This is a genomic window from Bifidobacterium crudilactis, from assembly GCF_000738005.1.
GTDB classification, from domain to species: Bacteria; Actinomycetota; Actinomycetes; order Actinomycetales; family Bifidobacteriaceae; genus Bombiscardovia; species Bombiscardovia crudilactis.
Genome location: NZ_JHAL01000002.1, coordinates 1,038,519 through 1,058,208 on the forward strand (window position 1 = coordinate 1,038,519; position 19,690 = coordinate 1,058,208).

The window sequence follows — 19,690 nt, forward strand, 5'->3', positions numbered from 1 at the left end:
CTCGTAAATCCCTACACAATCGGGAAATCAACGACACGGATGCATCAATACACCAGAAAACCGTGGCTTTCGAACTGCTGGACGACTCGCTGCTTGAGCTTGGCGGAGGGCCCTTTGGCATCCTCCAGCGGGTAGGGTATGCGCATCTCATGCCACTTCGGACGACCCAACTGGTGAAATCCCAGCACATCGATATGCTCCACCACATCACCGAACTGCTCGCAGATCTGCGCGACCTTCTCGACGTTCTCGACCGAATCGGTCAGACCCGGCACCAGCACGAAACGCACCCAGATTTTCACACCCAATCGGGAGAGCCGGTTGCCGAAGTCGATGGTAGGCTGCAAAACCCCACCCGTAACCTCCTTGTAGGTGTCTTCATCACCGGACTTGACATCGAGTAGGCACAGATCAATGTCTTTGATCATGTCGTCGGTGTAGTTCCTGTTCAAAAAGCCGGATGTATCGAGGCATGTATGCACACCCATCTCCTTGGCGGCGCGGAACACACGCGACACGAATGCGGGCTGCATCATGGACTCACCACCGGAGAAGGTGATGCCACCGCCCGTCGCCTTGAACAGATCCTTGTAGCGGTCGATTTTGTTGATCATCGCGCTGAGGTATACCGGCTGACCGTCGCGCATCTTCCACGTATCGGGATTCTGGCAGTACTGGCAGCGCAAGGGACATCCGCTCATGAACACCGTCATGCGGGTCCCCGGTCCATCAACGGAAGTGTTGATATCCCACGAATGCACGAAACCGATATCGCCGTCCTTGAGAGAACGCAGCCTGTCGCGCCTGTCCAAGCCCACCGGCGACTCAAAGCCGGACAGACCGCCCATAAGCGTCTGCCGCTGGTATTCTTTGGATTCCTTGAGCATGTGAGGTTTGGTCGTATGGAATTCCATGACCTGAGACATCGACGTCCTCCTCCACAATGGTGTGCGGGGACGGGACCAAGGCCCCGCCCCCGCACGATAATCAGCTACTGCACTGCACCGACCCGAGAGGTCAGTCGCTTACCGCACCTTGGTGGAAGGTACGGGAAATCACGTCGAGCTGCTGTTCCTTGGTCAGCTTGACGAAGTTCACCGCATACCCCGACACACGAACCGTTAGATGCGGGTATTTGTCCGGATTCTCCACTGCATCCTCAAGCTGCTCCTTGCGCAGCACGTTGATGTTGGCGTGGTACAGGCCATGGCCGTTGCCTGCGTCCAGAATGCCGACCAGGTTCCCGATGCGCTCGTCCTCGTCTCGTCCCAATCCATCGGGAGTGATGGTGTTGGTCAACGATATGCCGTCAAGCGCATCGTTGTAGTCGATCTTGCCGACCGAGAACATCGAAGGCAGCATGCCGTGCGAATCCATGCCGTTCTCCGGGTTGGCGCCCGGAGCGTATGGCTCGCCCTTCTTGTGCCCGGATGGGAAGGAACCGGTGTTGTGACCATACTCGACGTTAGAGGTGATCGTAAGGATGGACTGGGTCGGTACGGCTCCGCGATACACCGGGAGGCGCTTGACCTGGCTCATCACCGTGCTGACAACCCACTTCGCCAGCTCGTCGGCACGATCATCATCGTTGCCGTAGACGGGGAATTCACCGACGGTCTTGTACCCGACGATCAGATCGTCGGCACCCTTCTCGCAGAACTCGTCGGTACCCTTGGCGTCCTTGTTGTAAATCGGGTAGACCTTGGCGTACTTGATGGCGGCCAGGGAATCCGCCGCAATCGACAGGCCCGACATGCCGCAACCAAGCGTGCGGTACACCTCTTTGTCGTGCAGAGCCATCTCGATGGATTCATAGGCGTACTTGTCATGCATGTAATGGATGATGTTCAGCGCCTGGACGTAGGTCTCGCTCAACCACTGCAGAGCCTTCTCGTAGTTGGACTTGACCTTCTCGAAGTCAAGGGTGCCGTCCTCGTTCGGAGTCACCGGCTCGATGTAGCCCTCGTCGATGACGCGCATACCGGTCATCTCGTCGAAGCCGCCGTTGATGGCGTACAGCAGCGCCTTGGCGCTGTTCACGCGAGCCGCGAAGAACTGCATCTGCTTGCCCACTCGCATCGGGGAGACACAGCAGGCTATGGCGGCATCGTCACCCCAGTGAGCACGAATCTCCTTGTCGGATTCGTACTGAATCGCGGAGGTGTCGATGGAGATGCGAGCGCAGAAGCGCTTGTACCCTTCCGGCAGCTTCGGGTCCCAGAAGATGGTGATGTTCGGCTCGGGCCCGGGTCCGAGGTGCTCAAGGGTCAGGGTGTTCAGCAGACGGAAGGAGGTCTTGGTGACCATCGAACGTCCGTCATCGCCGAAACCGGCATCCGACCAGGTCGCCCAGTAGGGGTCGCCGGAGAAGATGTTGTCGTAATCCTTGGTACGCAGGAAGCGCACGATACGCAGCTTCATCACGATGTTGTCGATGATTTCCTGAGCGTCCGTCTCGGTGATGAGACCGCTCTTGAGGTCACGCTCGAAGTAGCAGTCGAAGAAGGCGGACAGACGACCGATGGACATTGCAGCGCCGTCCTGGCTCTTGACCGATGCCAGATAGCCCATGTAGGTCCACTGAACCGCTTCCTGTGCGGTCTGTGCGGGACGGCTCAAATCGAGGCCGTACTCCTGACCGAGTTTCGCAAGCTTCTTGAGGGCTTTGATCTGCTCGTCATGTTCCTCGCGGAAACGAATCCAATGCTCGATTTCAGGCTCCGTGAAATCGTTGCGGTACGGCACGGAATCCTTGTCGCGCTTCTTGAAGGCGATCAGGGCATCCACACCGTAGAGGGCAACGCGGCGATAATCACCGATGATGCGGCCGCGACCATAGGCATCGGGCAGTCCGGTGAGAATCTTGTTATGGCGGGCGACCTTGATGCGCTGGGTATACACTCCGAACACGCCGTCGTTATGGGTCTTGCGGTAGCGGGTGAAGATTTTCTTGATTTCCTGGTCGGGCTCTTTACCGGCTTCGATGATGGCCTGCTCGACCATGCGCCAACCACCGTTCGGCATCATTGCACGCTTGCATGGCACATCGGTCTGCAATCCTACGATGACGTCATCCTGTGTTTCGCCCGCCGACTTACCGTCAATGTATCCTGCGGCAAAGGCATCGATGTCGGCCGGGATATGGGTCTCAACGTCATATACGCGCTGCCTGCGCTCAACGGCAAGATAGTGCTCGTCGAGGTAGTTCCACAGGGACTTCGTCTTCTCGGTCGCAGGAGCGAGGAAGGATTCGTCACCGTCGTAAGGGGTGTAATTCTTCTGGATAAAGTCTCGAACGTCTATATCATTCTGCCAGTTTCCCGCGGAAAAACTCTCCCATGCCTTGGCCTTGAGATCATCCTGCGAGACGGCTGTAGATTCAACTGCTGTCATAGACACTCCTTGGTATTTTTCAGTAGACGCTTCGTCACGTCGCTGTAGTGAACAATTGTACAGAGCAGAGCTGGGCAAGCTCTGACAGTTAATAGTGAGCTACATCACATTCAGCGGACCGCATACGAAGATTGTGTATTATTTGGCGTTCTTCCACTTGGTGTCCTGCTCCTCCCACTCCTTGTTGCGCTGAGCGACGATCTTCCATGCGTTCCGGGCATCCTCCTCGCTTGCATACGGGCCCATGCGCTGGCTGATTGGCGATTGCGGGCCAAGCTCCGGCTGTTCCGTAACCGTATTGAAATACCACTGCTTGCTGTTGTTGCTCATAACTCCTCCTTAATCGGTCATCCTATGAGATAACTGCGCTACAAGGACAGTAAAACGGTGCAAATTCTTCCGAAAAGCTGTCCTTGTAGCGCAGTTATCTGTCATCTTCACGGCTACTCGCGGAAAGCGTTGGTCACCGGCAGCCTTCTATCCCTGCCGAAGGCAAGAGCCGTGACTTTGGGCCCCATCGGATACTGACGGCGCTTCCATTCCGCACGATCCACCAAACGCATCACCGTATCCACCGTTTCGGGGTCGAAACCATCCTTGAGCAGGTCCGCCCTGCCGTGCGCATGCTCGATGTATGCGGCGAGCACCTGGTCCAGCAGCTCGTATTCCGGCAAGGAATCCGAATCCTGCTGCCCCGGCCGCAACTCCGCACTCGGCGGCTTAGTGATGGAATTGACCGGAATCGGCGGCTGCTCACCGAGCTCTTCGGCCCTGCGGTTCCGCCACCGCGCCAAGTCCCACACCCTGACCTTGAGCAGATCCTTGATGGGCGCATAACCGCCGACCGCATCGCCGTAAATCGTCGAATACCCGCATGCCAGTTCAGACTTGTTGCCGGTGGCAAGCGCCAGCAGACCCTTGGCATTGGAATAGGCCATGACGATGACGCCTCGAATCCTCGCCTGAAGATTCTCGGCCGCCACACCTTCCAGATGAAGCTGCTGCTGGTACGCCTTGAACAGCGTTTCGACCGGCTGAATCTCATACCTGGCTCCGAGATTCTTCGCCAAATCCGCCGCGTCATCCTTGGAACCGAGAGAAGAATACATGCTCGGCATCGAAATGCCCCAGATGTGCTCGCCACCGCAGGCATCGGCCGCCATGGCGGCCACCAGCGCAGAGTCGATGCCGCCGGAGAGCCCAAGGCAAACGCCTGTGAAGTGGTTTTTGGCCATGTAGTCCTTCAGCCCGAGGACGCACGCCCGATACACTTCCTCATCGGGGTCTAGAGCCGGGCTGCTGGTAGAGACCGTCGCATCCAGGCGACGCCTGCCGTCGTCGCCATCTTCAAAGGTCAATTGCCAGAAACTCAGATCCTCGCGGAAACTTGGGGAACGTTCCAGCAATTGGCCGTCGGGGTCGACCACGAAGCTGCCACCGTCGAATACCAGGTCATCCTGCCCTCCGACCTGATTGAGGTAGATGACTGGCGCGTTGACCTCGACGGCTCGTCGGGCGGCCAGCTCCTGCCGCACGTGGCCTTTGCCTTCTTCATAGGGTGAACCGTTGATGGTCAGCAGCACGTCGATATGCTGTTTCGCCAGCTCGGCGACCGGCCCGCCATCCTGCCATATGTCCTCGCATATCGCCAGACCGACTCGGACGCCATGAATCTCCAGAACGACGCTGCGCTCCCCCGGCGTGAAGATTCTGAATTCGTCGAACACGCCGTAATTAGGCAGGAAGTGCTTGTCGTAACCGGCCCACACCACGCCGTCATGCAACACCACGAGACGATTTCTCGGACGGTCGTGCTCACGATCGGTACCGACCGTGCCAACCACCACGAAAAGATCGGCAAGGCCTTCCTGCTGCAGACGCTTCGCCAAGTCATTCGCCGTCTGCCATGCAGCCTTGCGGAAAGTGGCGCGGAAAGCGAGGTCCTCGATGGGGTACCCCGTCAACGTCATTTCCGGGAACACCACCACCTGCGCTCCCCGCTCAGCGGCTATACCGCTTTGCTCAAGCACCTTGGCGGCGTTGCCTTTCAGGTCTCCGACACAGGTGTCGATCTGCGCCAACCCGAAAAGAAGGCCTGTAGAGGGTGATGCTGCTGATGTGCTTTCGCTGCTTGTCATGAATCCATCCTAAGCCCGAAGCCTGAAGCCGCATGTCCGGGATGCTCAGCAGGAGTGCGCCCCCTCGATTCAGCCCAGGTGCTGCAGCAGCAGCTTCGCCGTGGAGACGTAGAAACGCACTGCGGTCGGCAGACATTCATCCAGGCCAAGGAATTTGGGGCTGTGCAGGTTATGGTGCCCGGGCCTCCCGTTGGAGCCTATGAATGCGAATACCGCGGGAATCGCATGGGCGTAATCGGAGAAATCCTCGCCTGCCATACTCGGCTGAATCCTCTGCAGCGAGGCATACTCTCCGACATGATCGGCGACCAGAGCGCTCAGATGCTGGTCACCGATAAGAGGATTGCTGACATCCTCCCATTCGACATCCGCCTCGATGCCATATCCCGCGCCGATGCCGGCAATCTGCGCACGCAGACGGTCGCGCAGCAGCACCCGGTCCTCCTCACTGAAGAATCTGGCGGTGCCCATGAATCCCGCTTCAGCGGGAACAACATTCCACACGCTCCCCCCGTGAACCTCCGTGATGGACAGCACAGCGGAGTGGAAGGGCGAGGCATTCCTGCTCACGATGGTCTGCGTGGAGAGCATCATCGTCGCCATCGCCTCCATAGGACCTGTTCCCTTGTGCGGATAACCGGCATGGGTGCCTTCGGCGTGGAGTCTGACCGCAAAGCGGGCGCAACCGGCCATCATGGCTTCGGTGCCTATGGCAATCTGACCCGGAAGGTAATCGGGATTGTTGTGGATTCCGGCAATGGCCTGCACGCCTTCGATCGCACCCGCCTTCATCACCGCCTGCGCTCCTTTCCCCACCTCCTCGGCAGGTTGGAAGATCAGGTCTATGGTTCCGTGCAGGGATTCCCTCATCTTCTGGAGTTCAAAGGCGGCACCCAGCAGTGCGGCCATATGAATGTCGTGTCCGCAGGCATGCATATAGCCCCTGTTCAGGGAATGGCAGGAGTATTCCGACTCCTCGAACACCGGCAAACCGTCGATGTCGGCGCGCAAAGCGATGTGAGGCCCCTGCCGATCACCGGTGATGCGGGCGAACACACCGCTGTCAAGGTTGATATCACGCACCGCAATACCGTGGTCCATCAACTCCTGTCTCAGGAATGCGCTGGTTTCATACTCCTTGAACGCCAACTCGGGATGCTGGTGCAGATACCTGCGGATTGTCAGCAACTCACTGGCATCACCCGTGGAATCGGCGTTCACACCGGAATGCTCGCTCTCTTGACCACTCATACATCTCTCCCCTGCTCACAGGATTCACTTGTCTATGGAACATCTGCATGAACCATCACCGCAAAGCAGACGGACTCGTCTGCACGTTACCTAGACTCTACCCGCCGGAAATATCCCGTGGCAGCGCGACCACGCAGCCGAGCGGTGGAACATGGAGCGCAATGCGCTTCACACAGGCGAGGCGAGTAACCGCCAAGAACGCGAAGACGCACCTAGCGCATGGCGCGCCCAGTTAGCTGGGCTGCGCGCATCCACGGACCTTCCGTAGGCGTCAGCTGATAGTCTCGGAAGGCGAAGGGACAACGTCGATCCAAGGAGCATGAGACATGTGCGCTCAATCCAACACCACAGCACCAGTCAAGGCGGCATTCTTCGATATTGACGGTACGCTCACCAGTTTCAATACTCATTCGGTGCCGGATTCGACAGTAACCGCGCTTGGTGATCTCAAGGCCAAAGGCGTGAAGATTTTCATATGCACCGGCAGAGCACCTTCGCAACTTCATGCCGCACAGCGGATGATTCCAGTGGATTTCGATGGCTACATCACTTTGAATGGCCAATATTGCTATGACGCCAGCGGGTTCAAAGACGAACTCACCCTGGACAAGGAAGACATCGGCCTTTTCATCGACTATCTCAAGAACCATCCCACGCTGGTAAGCAGTTTCGCGGAAGTGGATTACACCTATTTCAATCAGGACAACAAAACACTGCGTGACGCATGGTCCGTGCTCGGCAAAAGCGCGCCCGACGTTCAGGTGGACACGGTGCAACGAGCATTGGAACACCCCACCTACCAGATGAGTCCCTTCATCCATATCGAGCAGGAGCAGGAGATAGTCAGCAAGCTGCCGCATACCAAAGGGGTGCGCTGGCATCGGGCCTTCACCGATCTGATTCCCGCAGAAGGTGGGAAATCGCGGGGCATCCGGTGTTTCATTGACCATCTTGGGCTCGAAGCGAAAGAAACCATCGCTTTTGGAGATGGCGGCAACGATGCCGATATGCTGGCCTTCGCCGGTATCGGTGTGGCCATGGGCGGTGCCACCCCCAACGCCAAAGCGTCAGCTGACTACATCACCACGGAAGTCGATGATGACGGCATCCTCAACGCGCTGCGGCATTTTCACGTTCTATAGCCGCCACACCTGCGGTTGTGTAGGGATTTGCCTGCATCCTCCTCGAATGAGTTTCCTTGAACATTGAAAGTTCAACGTTCAAGGAAAGCGGATAGATGGATTCTTCGAGAAAATCCCTACACAAACGTCATCGCATGAGGATTCGTGCCCTTGGCGAGCACGAATCGAACCATTCAGCGCTTGCCTGCGCGCGAATCCTATCTGAACATCGTTTTCGTGGCTGACAGCAACACCTTCGGATTCTTCTCATAATGATGCAGAGGAGTCAATCTGTCGCTGGGAATCCCCAGGAAGCGATACACCGCCACCTGAGCACAACGAATCGAGTACTGCTCGGTAAACACCATATCGAAAGGCAGATGCGCGAATTGGCTGATGAAGGCGAGGTTCCTGGAATGACGAGGAACGACCAGAGGCCTATCGACCACGGAACGCTGATTGAACAGTGCGCTGGCATATGGCATATGCGCGGGAACGACATTGACGATGGATTGCATAATCTCATCGTGTCTTTGAGCGATTCCCGAAGCCCGGGTATCCGCCTGAGCCAGCAATGACAGCGTTTCTTCCAGCATTTCCCTGCCGGTCATTTCGATGAAGGGCTTCTTGACGAACACTCCGCTTTCACGAGGATTCAATGCATATCCCCAGAAAACGCCTTCATTCTCTTTCTGTGCCTTATAGTGCGGCTGGTGGTGCACCACCAATGAGAGCAGTTCAGGACTGTCGATGAAGGTGTTCAGAGCATTGCCCGGCCGCTGCTGGGTGATGGCGGCAATCTCGTTAATCAGCAGATGCGAATTCGTGGTGACCGTGAAACTGGTCCATTCGCTCTGGGAACGGTCGCCGAAGAACTTATCTGGGTGCCCGAGATCATAGAAATGCTCGGCTGCCTGCTTCCACAAGGCCGCACTGGGCGCATAGCGCATATCCTCCTTGATTGGCGTGTCCAGATCGCCCAGGGATGCGCTGTCGGTGATGGAACCATTCGTGTCGAATACCAAGTCCTCTGGCGCGACGTCAATCACGCCCTCCTCACCCTGCCGTTCTCCGGCCACGATGCGGTATTTCAGCCCCGTCACCTGAATCTCATCGCGCAACGCAGAGTCCTTGAACACGAACTCCGTCACCATCGTGTTGTTGATGAAGTGCACGCCTTTGTCTTCGAGCCATGCCCGCAGAGGCAGAATCAGACTCTCGTACTGGTTGTAGGGGGTGCGTGTCACTCCTTCGAGCGTGTTGATTCGGCTGAATTCCAGAATCATACGGTTCATGTAGCGGCGCAGTTCCATGGCCGAACTGCTCTTCTTGAAGGCGAAGGTGGTCTCCCACATGTACCAGAAGTTGGTACGGAAGATGTGCGGACTGGTGGCGAACCATTGCTCGATGCTGACATCGTTCAGCTGTCGCTCGTCGGATTCGGGCATCAGCATCAGCTTGCTCAGCAGCATGCGGTCACGGTTGTTGAATTGCATATGGCTGTAATCATTCGCATCGCCCTTGTTGCGGATGCCTTGGAAGGAGTCGATGAGTCTGCCGACATCATGGGTCGGGTGCGCATGGTCGAAACGGAGAATCTCCTCGGTGACGCTCAGCCCCGGCGTATCCAGGGATGGAATGGATGAGAACAGGTCCCAGAGATTCTCATAGGTCTCCTCGTTGAGCATGCGTCCGCCACGATTGACGAAGCCCTGTCTGCGATGAACTTCGGAAAGGCCGTATTCACGGGTGAATTCCTCTACGTCGTTCCCATCGTTGGCACCGTGGTCGTCAAGCCCCAGAATGGTGACCTGGCTGCCTCTCCAATACCCGTCACGAATAAGATATGCCGCCGCCGCCAGATTGCCGATTCCTGCGCCGATCATGTACGCCTTAGCCATTGCGCTGCCCTCTTCCGGTAATTCCTCGATGAATTCCCTGCAGTCGACTCCGTCAGTCGCTGAATCCCAAATCCGTCGAATCGCCCGGCATTGGTTTCGACAACTCCCTGCATGAACTGCATCCACTGTAGACCTCGAATCCTGAGCTTCGCCGCAAAGCGCAAAGTTTCGGCAGTGGAAGCAATACATCTCAGATGAGGACGGTGGTGGCGGCAGACTTTCACAGAGCGGCATAGAAGGCGAATCGGATGTATGCGGACTTGCGCAAAACGAATCCCAATGCCATCGGCAATCCCGGGAACCGGGACTTCACATGAAGGAAGACGGCTCTCTGCATCCACCTGCGCCACTACGAAGCGGGGGCCTGGGCAAATGCCCGGACCCCGCTTATTGGTGGTATTAACGCAGTGTTCAGCGCACGCGCTTACGAAGCACCAAGGTGAGCACGGCTCCAGAGAGAAGCACCACGAAGGCGACGATGATGACGGAGCCTTGTGCACCGGTGGTCGCCAGGGCGCCGTTCTTCTTAGCGGCGGTGGTATCGGCGGCAGCCTTGTCCTTCGTTGTGGGGGAAGGAGCGGGTGTGTCCGACTTGCCGTTGTTCATGTCGGGCTTGGTCGGAGCGTCGCTTTGCGTCTCCACCGAGGCGACATTCTGACCGGTGGTCACGGCGATGACGTCACCCTTGGTATTCAAGGTGACTTTCGAGCTGTACGCGGCGGCAAGGTTGATTCGTCCCCAGCCTTCGCTTGACGCATCGAGGGGGTATCCCGAATCGATTTCCGTCATTGCCAGCACCTCTTTGAGTTGCGCATCCGTAAGTGTGCTGTACCCGGGAACATCCCGAAGCAGGTTGACCGCGGCATCGGGCACGACCGCCGCCTGTCCCGCTTTGCCGGTCTGGGCGAAGCCATAGGTCATACGCGATGTGTAGGCGGCAATCTCGGATGTCGTACCAGAGACCGCCTTCGTCGAGACGCTGTCGGTGAAGGCGTTCTGATACCCCTTGGAACCCTTGGCATCCGTTGCCGTGATGCAGGCTTCCAAAGTGTCGCCGTAGCCATCGGCCTTGCAACGGGAAGTCAGGTAGTTGACCAGTTCCTCACGCGCCGAGTTAGCCTCGGAGCGGGTGTCCTCGTCTCCCAACGCGGTGGCGACACCATACTGACCTGCAATATGACCGCCCATGATGTCGAGCGGGTAATGCACGCCGAGCACGATGCGGTTGTTGCCCGCCTCCGAGACCCTGGTCATGATTTGCGTACCGAATTCCGGCAGTATGCTGGCCAGACCTGCACCCTGCGTGAACGCGAAGGTGGTGTGGCCTGATGGGAACGAACCTGACGCTGCTAGACCGTTGTACTGCCCCTGCTCTTCATACGCCGCCACCTTCTTGATGCCCAAGGTCTGCTGCAGTCCGTTGAGATTGAGCGTGGTGCCGTTGTAGTTCACGCGGTCCACATAGGGACGAGGATGCGAGAAGGCGGTCTTGGCCTTGCCCGTGCTGGCCGAAGCGCTCATATCGTCGAGATAATCCGAGGTCTTCTCCAACGAGCCGTTATTGACGCCATCCTCGTAATATCCTCCTATGACGGTTCCCAGAGCATCATGCAGGGTCTTCTCCGAGTTCATCTCGGCGTCGACGACCGCTCTTGCCTGCTGGTCGTTGGTACCGGAGGCGGTTTCCGTGGCGGCCTTGTTGTTGATGGAGACGGTCAGATCGTCATCATGCTTCAGCACGCTCTTGCCTTCATCGGTAACGCCTACTCCGGCCTTCCAATAGGTGCCGAAATCGGCGAGAAGACCGGTTATCGCATCAGTGCTTGACACACTGACCGAAGGTTTGCTGTTGCCGAAGGTGATGGAGAGAATGTTCTGCTTGTCCGCGCTCAACGTGACCTTGGCGCTGTACGCCTTGGCGAGATTGAGCCGCTCATAACCATTCGATGACGAGTCGAAGGGGTAACCGGAATCAATTTCACTTGCGGCGAGGATGGCTTTGCGCTGGGCATCGGTGAGTGTCGGGAACGCCGTCAGGAGGAGGTTCTCTGAACCTTCGGGCACAACCGCGGCCTTACCGGAGGCACTGGTCTGCGTGAATCCGTAGGTCATGCGCGACGTGTAGGCGGTGATTGCCGAGGCCCGGTCCGTGACCGGCTTGGTTGAAACGGCATCCGTGAAGGTATTGGTGTAGCCGGCCTTCGCATTCGCCCCGGTCTTGTCGATGCAGGCTTGGAGGGTATCGCCATACCCTGCGGCCTTGCACTGGGCGGTCATGTAGTTGACCAGCTCGTCGCGGGCGGGCAGCAGTTGGTCGTTGCGGAAGCTTTCATCCGACCAGCGTGCCGTATTGGCCGCCTCGCCGTTGATGCGTCCACCCATCACATCGAGCGGATAATGCACTCCCAGGGCAATGCGGTTGTTGCCGGCTTCGGAAGCCCTGGTAACGATTTCCGTGCCCAATTCAGGCAGCAGCGTCGCCAGACCTATGCCTGAAGAATAGGCATAGGTGGTGTGGCCCGAGGGGAAGGCCTGTGATGGTGCACCGAACATGCTGGCATAGTTGGCGCCATGCGTCGTACCGGTGCTGCTGTCGGTCCAGTCAGGAATGCGGCTGATGTTGAGTTCGGCCTTGAGCCCATTGAGGTTGTTGTCGCCGTTCATGGAACGGTTCTGTGTATCGGAGGCGACGGTGAAGAACGGGCGTGGGTAATTGAAATACTGTTTTGCAGCCCCCGTGCCGAGATACGTGGTCACCGTAGCGTTGTTGGCGAACAATAGGTTGTTCGTTTTGGGCAATGAGCCGTCGCTCAGACCGGTGGTGAGGAATTTGCTCAGAATCGGGCCAAGGGCATCCGCATAGGTTTCCTTGGCATTCTGGTCGGCGTCAATCAGGGCACGTTGTGCCTGGGTGTGCGTGCCATCCACGGTCGCCTTGTCGCTCGCCGTGGCGTTGTTGATGCTTTCCGTGAGTTCATCGTTCTTTGACAGCACGCTCTTCCCTGCGTCGCTGACAGTTCCGCGGTATACGTCACCGCTCGCATTGTTGGCGTTCGCCTTTGGCGTCCACCAATTGTTGTATTCCCCTAGCAGTGTGACGACATTCGGTTTATTGCTGTCTGACGTGTAGCTTGTCGCAGCCTGTGCAGCCGTTGCTGGCACCAGGGTAGCCAAGGCCAGCGCGGACGCTGAAACAAGTTTCAAAGCTCTCTTCATGTGTTCTCCAACTGTGTTCATGATTCATCAAACCCTCGAGAACGTGTGCCGTATCCCCATGCGCAGACGCAGCGGTGAAATTCGGGGGCACTTCCGTTCTAAACCTTGAACTCCTCAGGCACGCCCCGGTACATTGGGCTTCATGAAATGTTCATCCCGACTTCACCCAGCAACGCCTTCAGCGAAGATAACTGCACTAAAAGGACAGCTTTTTTGAACGAAATAACGAAAATTGCTGTCCATTTAGTGCAGTTATCTCTGATATTGCAGTTATCACCGCCCCGGCCACACAGTGGTCTGCCAAGCGTGACAGACTGAGTGGTATGACAACAGCTATCATGCACACCTCAGCAGGTGATATCCGTATCAATCTCTTCGACGACAAGGCTCCTGAGACCGTGGCCAACTTCATCGGCCTGGCCAACGGCAGCAAAGCATGGACCGACCCCTTCACCGGCGAGGAAAGCAACGAGCCCTTCTATAACGGGCTGACCTTCCACCGCATCATCAAAGACTTCATGATTCAAGGCGGTTGCCCTCTAGGCACGGGAACCGGCGGCCCGGGCTACAACTTCGACGATGAAATCGACCCCTCACTGAAATTCGACAAGCCATATCTCTTCGCGATGGCCAACGCCGGTCTGCGTCGCGACCCACGCACAGGTGCGGTTCACGGCACGAACGGCTCACAGTTCTTCATCACCTCCGTGCCCACGCCCTGGCTCAATGGCCACCACACCATTTTCGGCGAAGTCGCCGATGCCGACTCACGCAAGGTCGTCGATGCTCTGGACGCGGTGGCCACGGATTCCTCGGACGTCCCGCTTGAACCCGTGATGATAGAAACCATCGACATCGCCTGAACAAACCCTACTGAGAACAACGCCCCCGATGACGACTGGCTGTAAGTGCTATGCCGCGCTCCTGACCGTCGATTCGGGGGTGTTCTGTTTGCATCGTCAATAAGAGAGCGGGAGTATCCTAAGGCACGATGAACACCACCATCAAGGCCCGCAACAGCTATGCAAAAGGCACCAGAAGCTATACCATGTCACGCATCCGTGGGAAGGATACCGGAATTGAGCGTCTTGTACGGAGCTTTCTCTTCTCCAAAGGCCTGAGATTCCGTAAAAACGACAAACGGTATCCCGGGCATCCGGATGTGGTGCTGCCGCGTTGGCATACCATCATCTTCGTCAATGGCTGCTTCTGGCATGCGCATGACCAATGCGCGAAGTCGTCCACGCCAAAATCCAATGTCGAATTCTGGACGAAGAAACTCATGCGCAACAAGGAACGAGATGCGCAGCAACAACGTGAGCTCCAGGAAGCCGGGTGGAATGTGCTCGTGGTCTGGGAATGCGAATTGGACCGAAAGCACCGGCAGGAACGTCTGAACAGCCTCTACCGACAGATAGTCACTCCTCCTGAGGCGGAAGAGCATATTCAGACCTCCGATGTCACTCGTCGGACGCTAAGCTGAGAACAAGACTAACTGAGGTGTCACCTGCTCAACGACGAATACGGAGTGCGGACCTCTCAGACCGACTGGCACGCGAATACCGTCATACACCAAGCATTCGAACACAGCGAAGGGCGTCAAGACGGTGCATACGCAACGGCCGATGATGCCCATAGGGGGAACAGCAATGAATTCACCAACACCACATCCACACGGCACTCAAGCAAACAAGACGGTCAATGTCGCCATTCTCGGCGCCGGCGGCATAGCCAACACCATGGCGCGAACATTGCTCGCCATGAAATCCGACGAACGATACCGGGGACTCATCAACCCCTATGCCGTTGCGGCCAGGGACGGCGAGCGAGCGCGCGGCTTCGCCGAACGGTACGGATTCCCCGTCTCCTACGGTTCGTACGAGGATATGGTCGCGGACCCGGATGTCGACCTGGTGTATATCGCCACCCCGCATAGCATGCATGCCGAGCAGGCACTGATGTGTCTGGAGGCGGGCAAACATCTTCTGGTCGAGAAATCCTTCACGGCAAACGCCGCTCAGGCTGAGGAAGTATTATCCCTGTCCGAATCGAAGGGGCTGCTGTGCACCGAGGCCATCTGGACCAGATACATGCCCTCCCGCGGCATCATCAACGACATCATCGACTCGGGAACCATCGGCGAGGTGACCTCGGCAAGCGCCAACCTGGGCTACCCCATCACCGCCAACGCCAGGCTCGTCGAGCCAGAACTCGCCGGAGGCGCACTGCTCGACGTGGGTGTGTACCCATTGAACTTCCTTGATATGGCCCTGCAGGGCAGGGAACCCTCAAGAATCGCCAGCGCATACCAGCCGTACGGCACCGGTGTCGACGCACAGAGCTCCACCACCTTGTTCTATGACGACGGCATCATGGCCGTGGCCACGAGTTCGATGCTGGGCCAATCGGATCGCACCGGGTGCGTATGGGGAACCAAGGGCGTGCTGGTCTGCCAGAACGTCAACGACATTTCCTCCATCGTGGTGTATGGACCGGGGTATGAGGTGGTAGGCGACTATCCGATACCTCCGCAACTCACCGGATACGAGTACGAGGTCGCCTCTGCGGCTCAGGCAATACGTGACGGCGCCACCGAATGCAGTGAGATGCCCCACAGCGACACCTTGAGAATCATGCGCATGATGGATGAGATACGAGGCATCTGGGGACTGCGCTATCCCTTCGAGTGATTCAGAAACGCAGTGCCGAGTGGTGCTCAACACACCCGTCGGCGCTGCGTTCCTAGATGCACAGTCCGATTGGTCACACGGTTCCTGTGACGGCACGACCGGATGCGAAACGACTCAACGCTCCTGTTTTGGCGATGCCGATATACAGCACCCACATCAATGCGCCCGAAATAACCGCACCGGAGATGGCGTTCGTGATGATATTCACCAGCGCGAAGCTACCGGTGATGCGCACGCCTGCATACGTGGTGAAGAAGGAGAACACCGAGCCTGCTATCCCGGTCAACACCCCCGCGAAGACCGCTGACCAGATATCCCAACGCCTGTACAGCAATATCAGAAATGCCAGTTCGGTGAACGCTCCTTGAACTAGCCCTGCGACAATCGAGCCCGCGAATCCCCACTGATTGCCGAGCAGCATCTCCAGCACGGCGCCAACCAGTTCCGCGTAGAGCGCGGCGCCGGGTTTGCGGATAATCAGCGCGGCGATAACGCCCGCAAAATACCAGAACCCGCTGAGTATGCCCTCCAGCCCCGGGACGACGCCCGCAAGCAGGGCGGAAGGTGCAGTAACCACAAAATCGAAGACCCAGAACACCAATCCCGAAGCTACGGCTATGACCGATGCGATGGTGATGTCGATGGGTCGCCACCGATAGTCAGGCTTCGACAGCGTCGAAGCGTTGGTATGTTGTGCAGACATTGCTCTCCTCTGATAAATGCCCTGCCGCCGGTGTTCAGCGCAGGACCGGGTATCACGAGAAAGAGGAATACCAAGATAGGCATTGACTTCGTTCGACGGTATTAGCCGTGTCACGTTCAACGGTCGGAGACTGTCGTCTCCCTCTCAGCTTTCCAGCTCCCGTGTCTTGCAAGAACATAAGGTAAGGGCAACGCTGGACAGTATGAACAGGGAGTGAATCCATGAATTTGCACATACGCTGAGCCATAATGGTTGCATGGGCACTAGCAGTGGATTCGCCGTCGTGGATTTCGAGACCACCGGTCTCAGTGCGGCACGAGGTGATCGCGCGATAGAGGTAGGCATCGTCCAGGTCGCACCGGACGGCACGATAGAGGACAAGGCCGAGACCTTGATTCATGTTGAACGCGACCTCGGCTTGCAGTCCCTGCACCACATCAATGCCGCAGAACTTATGCATGCCCCGGACTTTGCCGGAATCGCCCGCCGATTCGCCAAGCTGCTCGAGCACCGGGTTTTCGTGGCCCACAACGCCGCCTTCGACTCATCGTTTCTTGCCAATGAATATGCACGACTCGGGTATCGCATCCCCGTTAACGATGTCAATACCGTATGCACGCTGAAACTTGCCCGAAGGATACTCGGCGTCGGCGCTCTGGCTAAGTGCTGTGCAATGTGCGGAATCGACAATGCCGACGCCCACAGCGCCCTGAGCGATGCCCAAGCCACCGCTGAGCTGTTGGGTATCTTTCTCGCGGAAGACCCGGGATGGAATGCATGGTCGCGCAGCATGCAGGATGCTGCGGAAAGCATCTGGCCGGACATCCGGGAAGAGGAACGAGCCTGGCTTCCCCGCCGAAGCCACGAATCGCCATCCGAGGCTCAGGAATCCATGCTTGGCGGCACGCTCCACTCCTCCGTCGAGCACGGTCTGAGCGCATTGATTGCACGAGGATGCCCCGAAGATTCACCGGTCGAAGCAAGCTCAGAAACCGTGTCAAGCTACACCCGGCTGTTGAATGCCTCATTGACGAACGGGCGGCTCTCGGAGCATGACAGCATCGCTCTCGCCAATTTGTCCTGTGAACTCAGGCTCAGTCAGCACCAATGCGCACGCATCCATGAGTCGTATGTGCTCGAAGTCGCCCAGGCCCTGTGGGAGGATGGCGTACCAGCGAAAGATGACCTGGATGCGCTGGCGAAGATCGGACAGGCGCTGTCCGTTCGTCCGAGCGTCATCGAACAAGCCACAAGAATCGACACGAATGAGCACCTGACAAGCGCCATACCCGTCATCACCCATGCGGTTGACCATGCCGCCAACGCCTATCATCGCTTGACGCTTGCGGAAGGCGATCGTCTCGCGCTGACCGGCAGCATGTCCAGAAGACGCAGTGAATGGGAGGAGATACTCAGGGCGCTCGGTATTGCTCCTCAAGCGGCTGTTACGAAGGCCACGAGGGTGCTTGTCGCAGCCGACCCGGACACCGAATCGACCAAGGCACGCAAAGCGCGAGCGTATCAGATTCCCATCGTCGACGAACCATGGCTTGAGCGTGCCGTCAGCAACGGCATCGATGCATCCATTGCCGACTGAACACATCAGCAGGAGAGACCGAAATTCCGGCAGCGGCAGGACTATGTCCGAAACGACAAAACCTGAAATGGCACTGTTCGAAATATCACAGTGGAATCGCATCCACCTGCAACCAGTATGCTAGGTGTTGAAGAAACTCCATTACTTAGGGCACCAAGGTGCCGCAGCGGAAAGAGAACCATCAATCTTATGGCACTGAGCAAGAAACAGATCAAGCAGTTGCGCGCGTTGGCCAACCACCTTAATCCTCTGATCATCGTAGGTAAGAACGATCTTTCGGATGCCGCGTATGCCCAGGCCGATGAGACCCTGGAAAAGCACGAGTTGGTCAAATGCACGGTTCTCGACGGGTCGGGACTTGACGCAAAGGACGCTGCTCAACATCTTGCGGACCGCCTTCGCGCGCAGGTCGTGCAGGTCATCGGCAACAGATGCGTAATCTACCGCGAGACGCATGACGAAAAGGTCACAAAAATCAGATTGGTGCGCGAATAACACCTTGGGTGAGATAACTGCACTACTAGGACAGCAATGTGGCAAACAATTCTCGCAAAAGCTGTCCTTGTAGTGCAGTTATTGCATTACGACGTCAGAATAATCTGACGATGATGGCTCCTGCTAAGAGCACTGCTACTCCCAGCATCTGCATTGCCGTGACGGCACGCTTGGGTGCGTGAAGCAGCCCGAACCGGTCCACGGCCAGCCCACCGCATATCTGACCCAGCAGCACAATCACCACCGTGAGTCCTGTCCCCAGGACCGGAGCCAGATACGAGTTCCCGAATACGAAGAGCGCCCCGAGCAGTCCTCCGACCCACGTCCACCATGGGGTTTTTCCCATAAGCGTCAACCATCGGACGCCAGGACGAGCTGTTGCAACCGTATCGAGTTCCACAGGACTTTCTTTACAGTGCACCGTTTCGTTCCGTGAAGTCCGTTGGCGTCGGCCCCGGAGTCTGGCGTAGCCCAAGGCCTCCTGGAGCACGACGATAACGGTCAACAGCAGCAGGCCGATGATGAAGGATATGAAGGACGCGAGGGTGGCGGACCCCAATTCACTGCCCAGATGACCGTTGATTGCGGTCTGCCCTGCGCTGATGGCGCCCAGGATGATTCCGGCGACCTGCCACGGCCAAGGTCCACGCGTGGAAGACCGCAGATTGTTCTCATTGCCACGTGCAGTTATGCCTTGTGTCGATGGGACTCCCGCGGGACGGAAATCAGGCAGAACCACCGCGAGAACAATGCCCACGACGGCAAGCAGTATGCCGAAAGCCCGCATGCCGGTCATCGGATGCGCCGTCAGCCCGAACCAGCCTCCCATATCTATGACGTTGCTGGCGATAATCTGCCCCAAAATCGGCATCACCACCGTCTGAACGGCTCCGAGCTTAGGAAAGAGGAGAATGTTGCCGGTCAGGAACAATACGCCCAGCACGCCGCCCAGCCAGATCCACCACGGTTCAGCAGCCACGAAACCTTCGGGGAGATAGCTGCCTCCTTCCGCGAAAGTGACGATGAGCCACAGCACCAGGGTGCCGACGATGAATGAGACGAGCGATGCCTTGAACGGAGAACGCAGCACCTTGCGGAGCTGAGAGTTTATCGCCGTCTGAATCGGCAGGCCAAAACCTATGGCAATCCCGAAAATCATCGGCAGCAATGAGGCCGCCATACCCG

The 19,690-nt window shown here is 57.5% G+C and carries 15 protein-coding genes; 6 read left to right on the top strand and 9 right to left on the bottom strand.

Going from position 1 to position 19,690, the window contains the following annotated elements; all coding sequences use genetic code 11:
- Positions 1-44 precede the first annotated feature (44 nt).
- The 5 genes from pflA to DB51_RS06605 form a co-directional block, all read right to left on the bottom strand.
- Positions 45-926 (bottom strand): pyruvate formate-lyase-activating protein, encoded by an 882-nt coding sequence (gene pflA / locus DB51_RS06585; protein ID WP_034252706.1) that lies wholly within the window; start codon positions 924-926, stop codon positions 45-47.
- 91 nt (positions 927-1,017) lie between these two features.
- Positions 1,018-3,393, bottom strand: a complete 2,376-nt coding sequence (locus tag DB51_RS06590; protein WP_034252709.1) for a formate acetyltransferase — start codon at positions 3,391-3,393, stop codon at positions 1,018-1,020.
- Positions 3,394-3,531: 138 nt separating this feature from the next.
- Positions 3,532-3,723, bottom strand: a complete 192-nt coding sequence (locus DB51_RS06595; RefSeq protein WP_034252712.1) for a hypothetical protein — start codon at positions 3,721-3,723, stop codon at positions 3,532-3,534.
- Between the two features lie 113 nt (positions 3,724-3,836).
- Positions 3,837-5,531: an NAD+ synthase gene (locus tag DB51_RS06600; protein WP_051867345.1), complete on the bottom strand. Its 1,695-nt coding sequence runs from the start codon at positions 5,529-5,531 to the stop codon at positions 3,837-3,839.
- Positions 5,532-5,600: 69 nt separating this feature from the next.
- Positions 5,601-6,782 (bottom strand): amidohydrolase, encoded by a 1,182-nt coding sequence (locus DB51_RS06605; RefSeq protein WP_051867346.1) that lies wholly within the window; start codon positions 6,780-6,782, stop codon positions 5,601-5,603.
- A 326-nt stretch (positions 6,783-7,108) separates the two neighbouring features.
- Here DB51_RS06605 and DB51_RS06610 point away from each other — a divergent pair, with 326 nt between their 5' ends.
- On the top strand, positions 7,109-7,924 hold the full coding sequence (locus DB51_RS06610; RefSeq protein ID WP_034252715.1) for a Cof-type HAD-IIB family hydrolase: 816 nt from the start codon (positions 7,109-7,111) through the stop codon (positions 7,922-7,924).
- Positions 7,925-8,121: 197 nt separating this feature from the next.
- Here DB51_RS06610 and DB51_RS06615 read toward each other — a convergent pair whose 3' ends face one another.
- Together DB51_RS06615 and DB51_RS06620 are read right to left on the bottom strand one after the other, a co-directional pair.
- A complete protein-coding gene (locus DB51_RS06615; RefSeq protein WP_338023788.1) occupies positions 8,122-10,038 on the bottom strand; it encodes an oleate hydratase in 1,917 nt (638 codons plus the stop codon).
- 177 nt (positions 10,039-10,215) lie between these two features.
- The gene (locus DB51_RS06620) at positions 10,216-13,020 is read right to left on the bottom strand and encodes a phosphatase PAP2 family protein (protein ID WP_156958264.1); all 2,805 of its coding nucleotides are present in this window, start codon (positions 13,018-13,020) and stop codon (positions 10,216-10,218) included.
- Positions 13,021-13,343: 323 nt separating this feature from the next.
- Between DB51_RS06620 and DB51_RS06625 the strand changes: the two genes are divergently transcribed.
- From DB51_RS06625 to DB51_RS06635, 3 genes are all read left to right on the top strand, one after another.
- Positions 13,344-13,883 (top strand): peptidylprolyl isomerase, encoded by a 540-nt coding sequence (locus DB51_RS06625; RefSeq protein WP_034252721.1) that lies wholly within the window; start codon positions 13,344-13,346, stop codon positions 13,881-13,883.
- A 128-nt stretch (positions 13,884-14,011) separates the two neighbouring features.
- A complete protein-coding gene (locus DB51_RS06630; RefSeq protein WP_051867347.1) occupies positions 14,012-14,503 on the top strand; it encodes a very short patch repair endonuclease in 492 nt (163 codons plus the stop codon).
- Between the two features lie 166 nt (positions 14,504-14,669).
- A complete protein-coding gene (locus DB51_RS06635) occupies positions 14,670-15,710 on the top strand; it encodes a Gfo/Idh/MocA family protein (RefSeq protein WP_051867475.1) in 1,041 nt (346 codons plus the stop codon).
- A gap of 73 nt (positions 15,711-15,783) precedes the next feature.
- Here DB51_RS06635 and DB51_RS06640 read toward each other — a convergent pair whose 3' ends face one another.
- The gene (locus tag DB51_RS06640; RefSeq protein ID WP_034252723.1) at positions 15,784-16,413 is read right to left on the bottom strand and encodes an ECF transporter S component; all 630 of its coding nucleotides are present in this window, start codon (positions 16,411-16,413) and stop codon (positions 15,784-15,786) included.
- 256 nt (positions 16,414-16,669) lie between these two features.
- Between DB51_RS06640 and DB51_RS10445 the strand changes: the two genes are divergently transcribed.
- Positions 16,670-18,010 carry an exonuclease domain-containing protein gene (locus DB51_RS10445; protein ID WP_238548321.1) on the top strand — a complete coding sequence of 447 codons (1,341 nt, stop codon included), beginning with the start codon at positions 16,670-16,672 and terminating at the stop codon, positions 18,008-18,010.
- A 189-nt stretch (positions 18,011-18,199) separates the two neighbouring features.
- Positions 18,200-18,505, top strand: a complete 306-nt coding sequence (locus DB51_RS06650) for a YhbY family RNA-binding protein (RefSeq protein ID WP_034252727.1) — start codon at positions 18,200-18,202, stop codon at positions 18,503-18,505.
- Between the two features lie 94 nt (positions 18,506-18,599).
- Here the strand turns inward: DB51_RS06650 and DB51_RS06655 are convergent, their stop codons facing one another.
- Entirely contained in the window at positions 18,600-19,685 is a 1,086-nt protein-coding gene (locus DB51_RS06655; protein ID WP_051867348.1) for a DMT family transporter, read from the bottom strand.
- Between the last annotated feature and the right edge of the window lie 5 nt (positions 19,686-19,690).

What these genes read in the sequence shown, in the direction of transcription:
- pflA (WP_034252706.1), bottom strand. Translation starts at nt 926, where the DNA reads ATGTCTCAGGTCATGGAATTCCATACGACCAAACCTCACATGCTCAAG.
- DB51_RS06590 (WP_034252709.1), bottom strand. Translation starts at nt 3,393, where the DNA reads ATGACAGCAGTTGAATCTACAGCCGTCTCGCAGGATGATCTCAAGGCC.
- DB51_RS06595 (WP_034252712.1), bottom strand. Translation starts at nt 3,723, where the DNA reads ATGAGCAACAACAGCAAGCAGTGGTATTTCAATACGGTTACGGAACAG.
- DB51_RS06600 (WP_051867345.1), bottom strand. Translation starts at nt 5,531, where the DNA reads ATGACAAGCAGCGAAAGCACATCAGCAGCATCACCCTCTACAGGCCTT.
- DB51_RS06605 (WP_051867346.1), bottom strand. Translation starts at nt 6,782, where the DNA reads ATGAGTGGTCAAGAGAGCGAGCATTCCGGTGTGAACGCCGATTCCACG.
- DB51_RS06610 (WP_034252715.1), top strand. Translation starts at nt 7,109, where the DNA reads ATGTGCGCTCAATCCAACACCACAGCACCAGTCAAGGCGGCATTCTTC.
- DB51_RS06615 (WP_338023788.1), bottom strand. Translation starts at nt 10,038, where the DNA reads ATGCCGCTCTGTGAAAGTCTGCCGCCACCACCGTCCTCATCTGAGATG.
- DB51_RS06620 (WP_156958264.1), bottom strand. Translation starts at nt 13,020, where the DNA reads ATGAAGAGAGCTTTGAAACTTGTTTCAGCGTCCGCGCTGGCCTTGGCT.
- DB51_RS06625 (WP_034252721.1), top strand. Translation starts at nt 13,344, where the DNA reads ATGACAACAGCTATCATGCACACCTCAGCAGGTGATATCCGTATCAAT.
- DB51_RS06630 (WP_051867347.1), top strand. Translation starts at nt 14,012, where the DNA reads ATGAACACCACCATCAAGGCCCGCAACAGCTATGCAAAAGGCACCAGA.
- DB51_RS06635 (WP_051867475.1), top strand. Translation starts at nt 14,670, where the DNA reads ATGAATTCACCAACACCACATCCACACGGCACTCAAGCAAACAAGACG.
- DB51_RS06640 (WP_034252723.1), bottom strand. Translation starts at nt 16,413, where the DNA reads ATGTCTGCACAACATACCAACGCTTCGACGCTGTCGAAGCCTGACTAT.
- DB51_RS10445 (WP_238548321.1), top strand. Translation starts at nt 16,670, where the DNA reads ATGGGCACTAGCAGTGGATTCGCCGTCGTGGATTTCGAGACCACCGGT.
- DB51_RS06650 (WP_034252727.1), top strand. Translation starts at nt 18,200, where the DNA reads ATGGCACTGAGCAAGAAACAGATCAAGCAGTTGCGCGCGTTGGCCAAC.
- DB51_RS06655 (WP_051867348.1), bottom strand. Translation starts at nt 19,685, where the DNA reads ATGGCGGCCTCATTGCTGCCGATGATTTTCGGGATTGCCATAGGTTTT.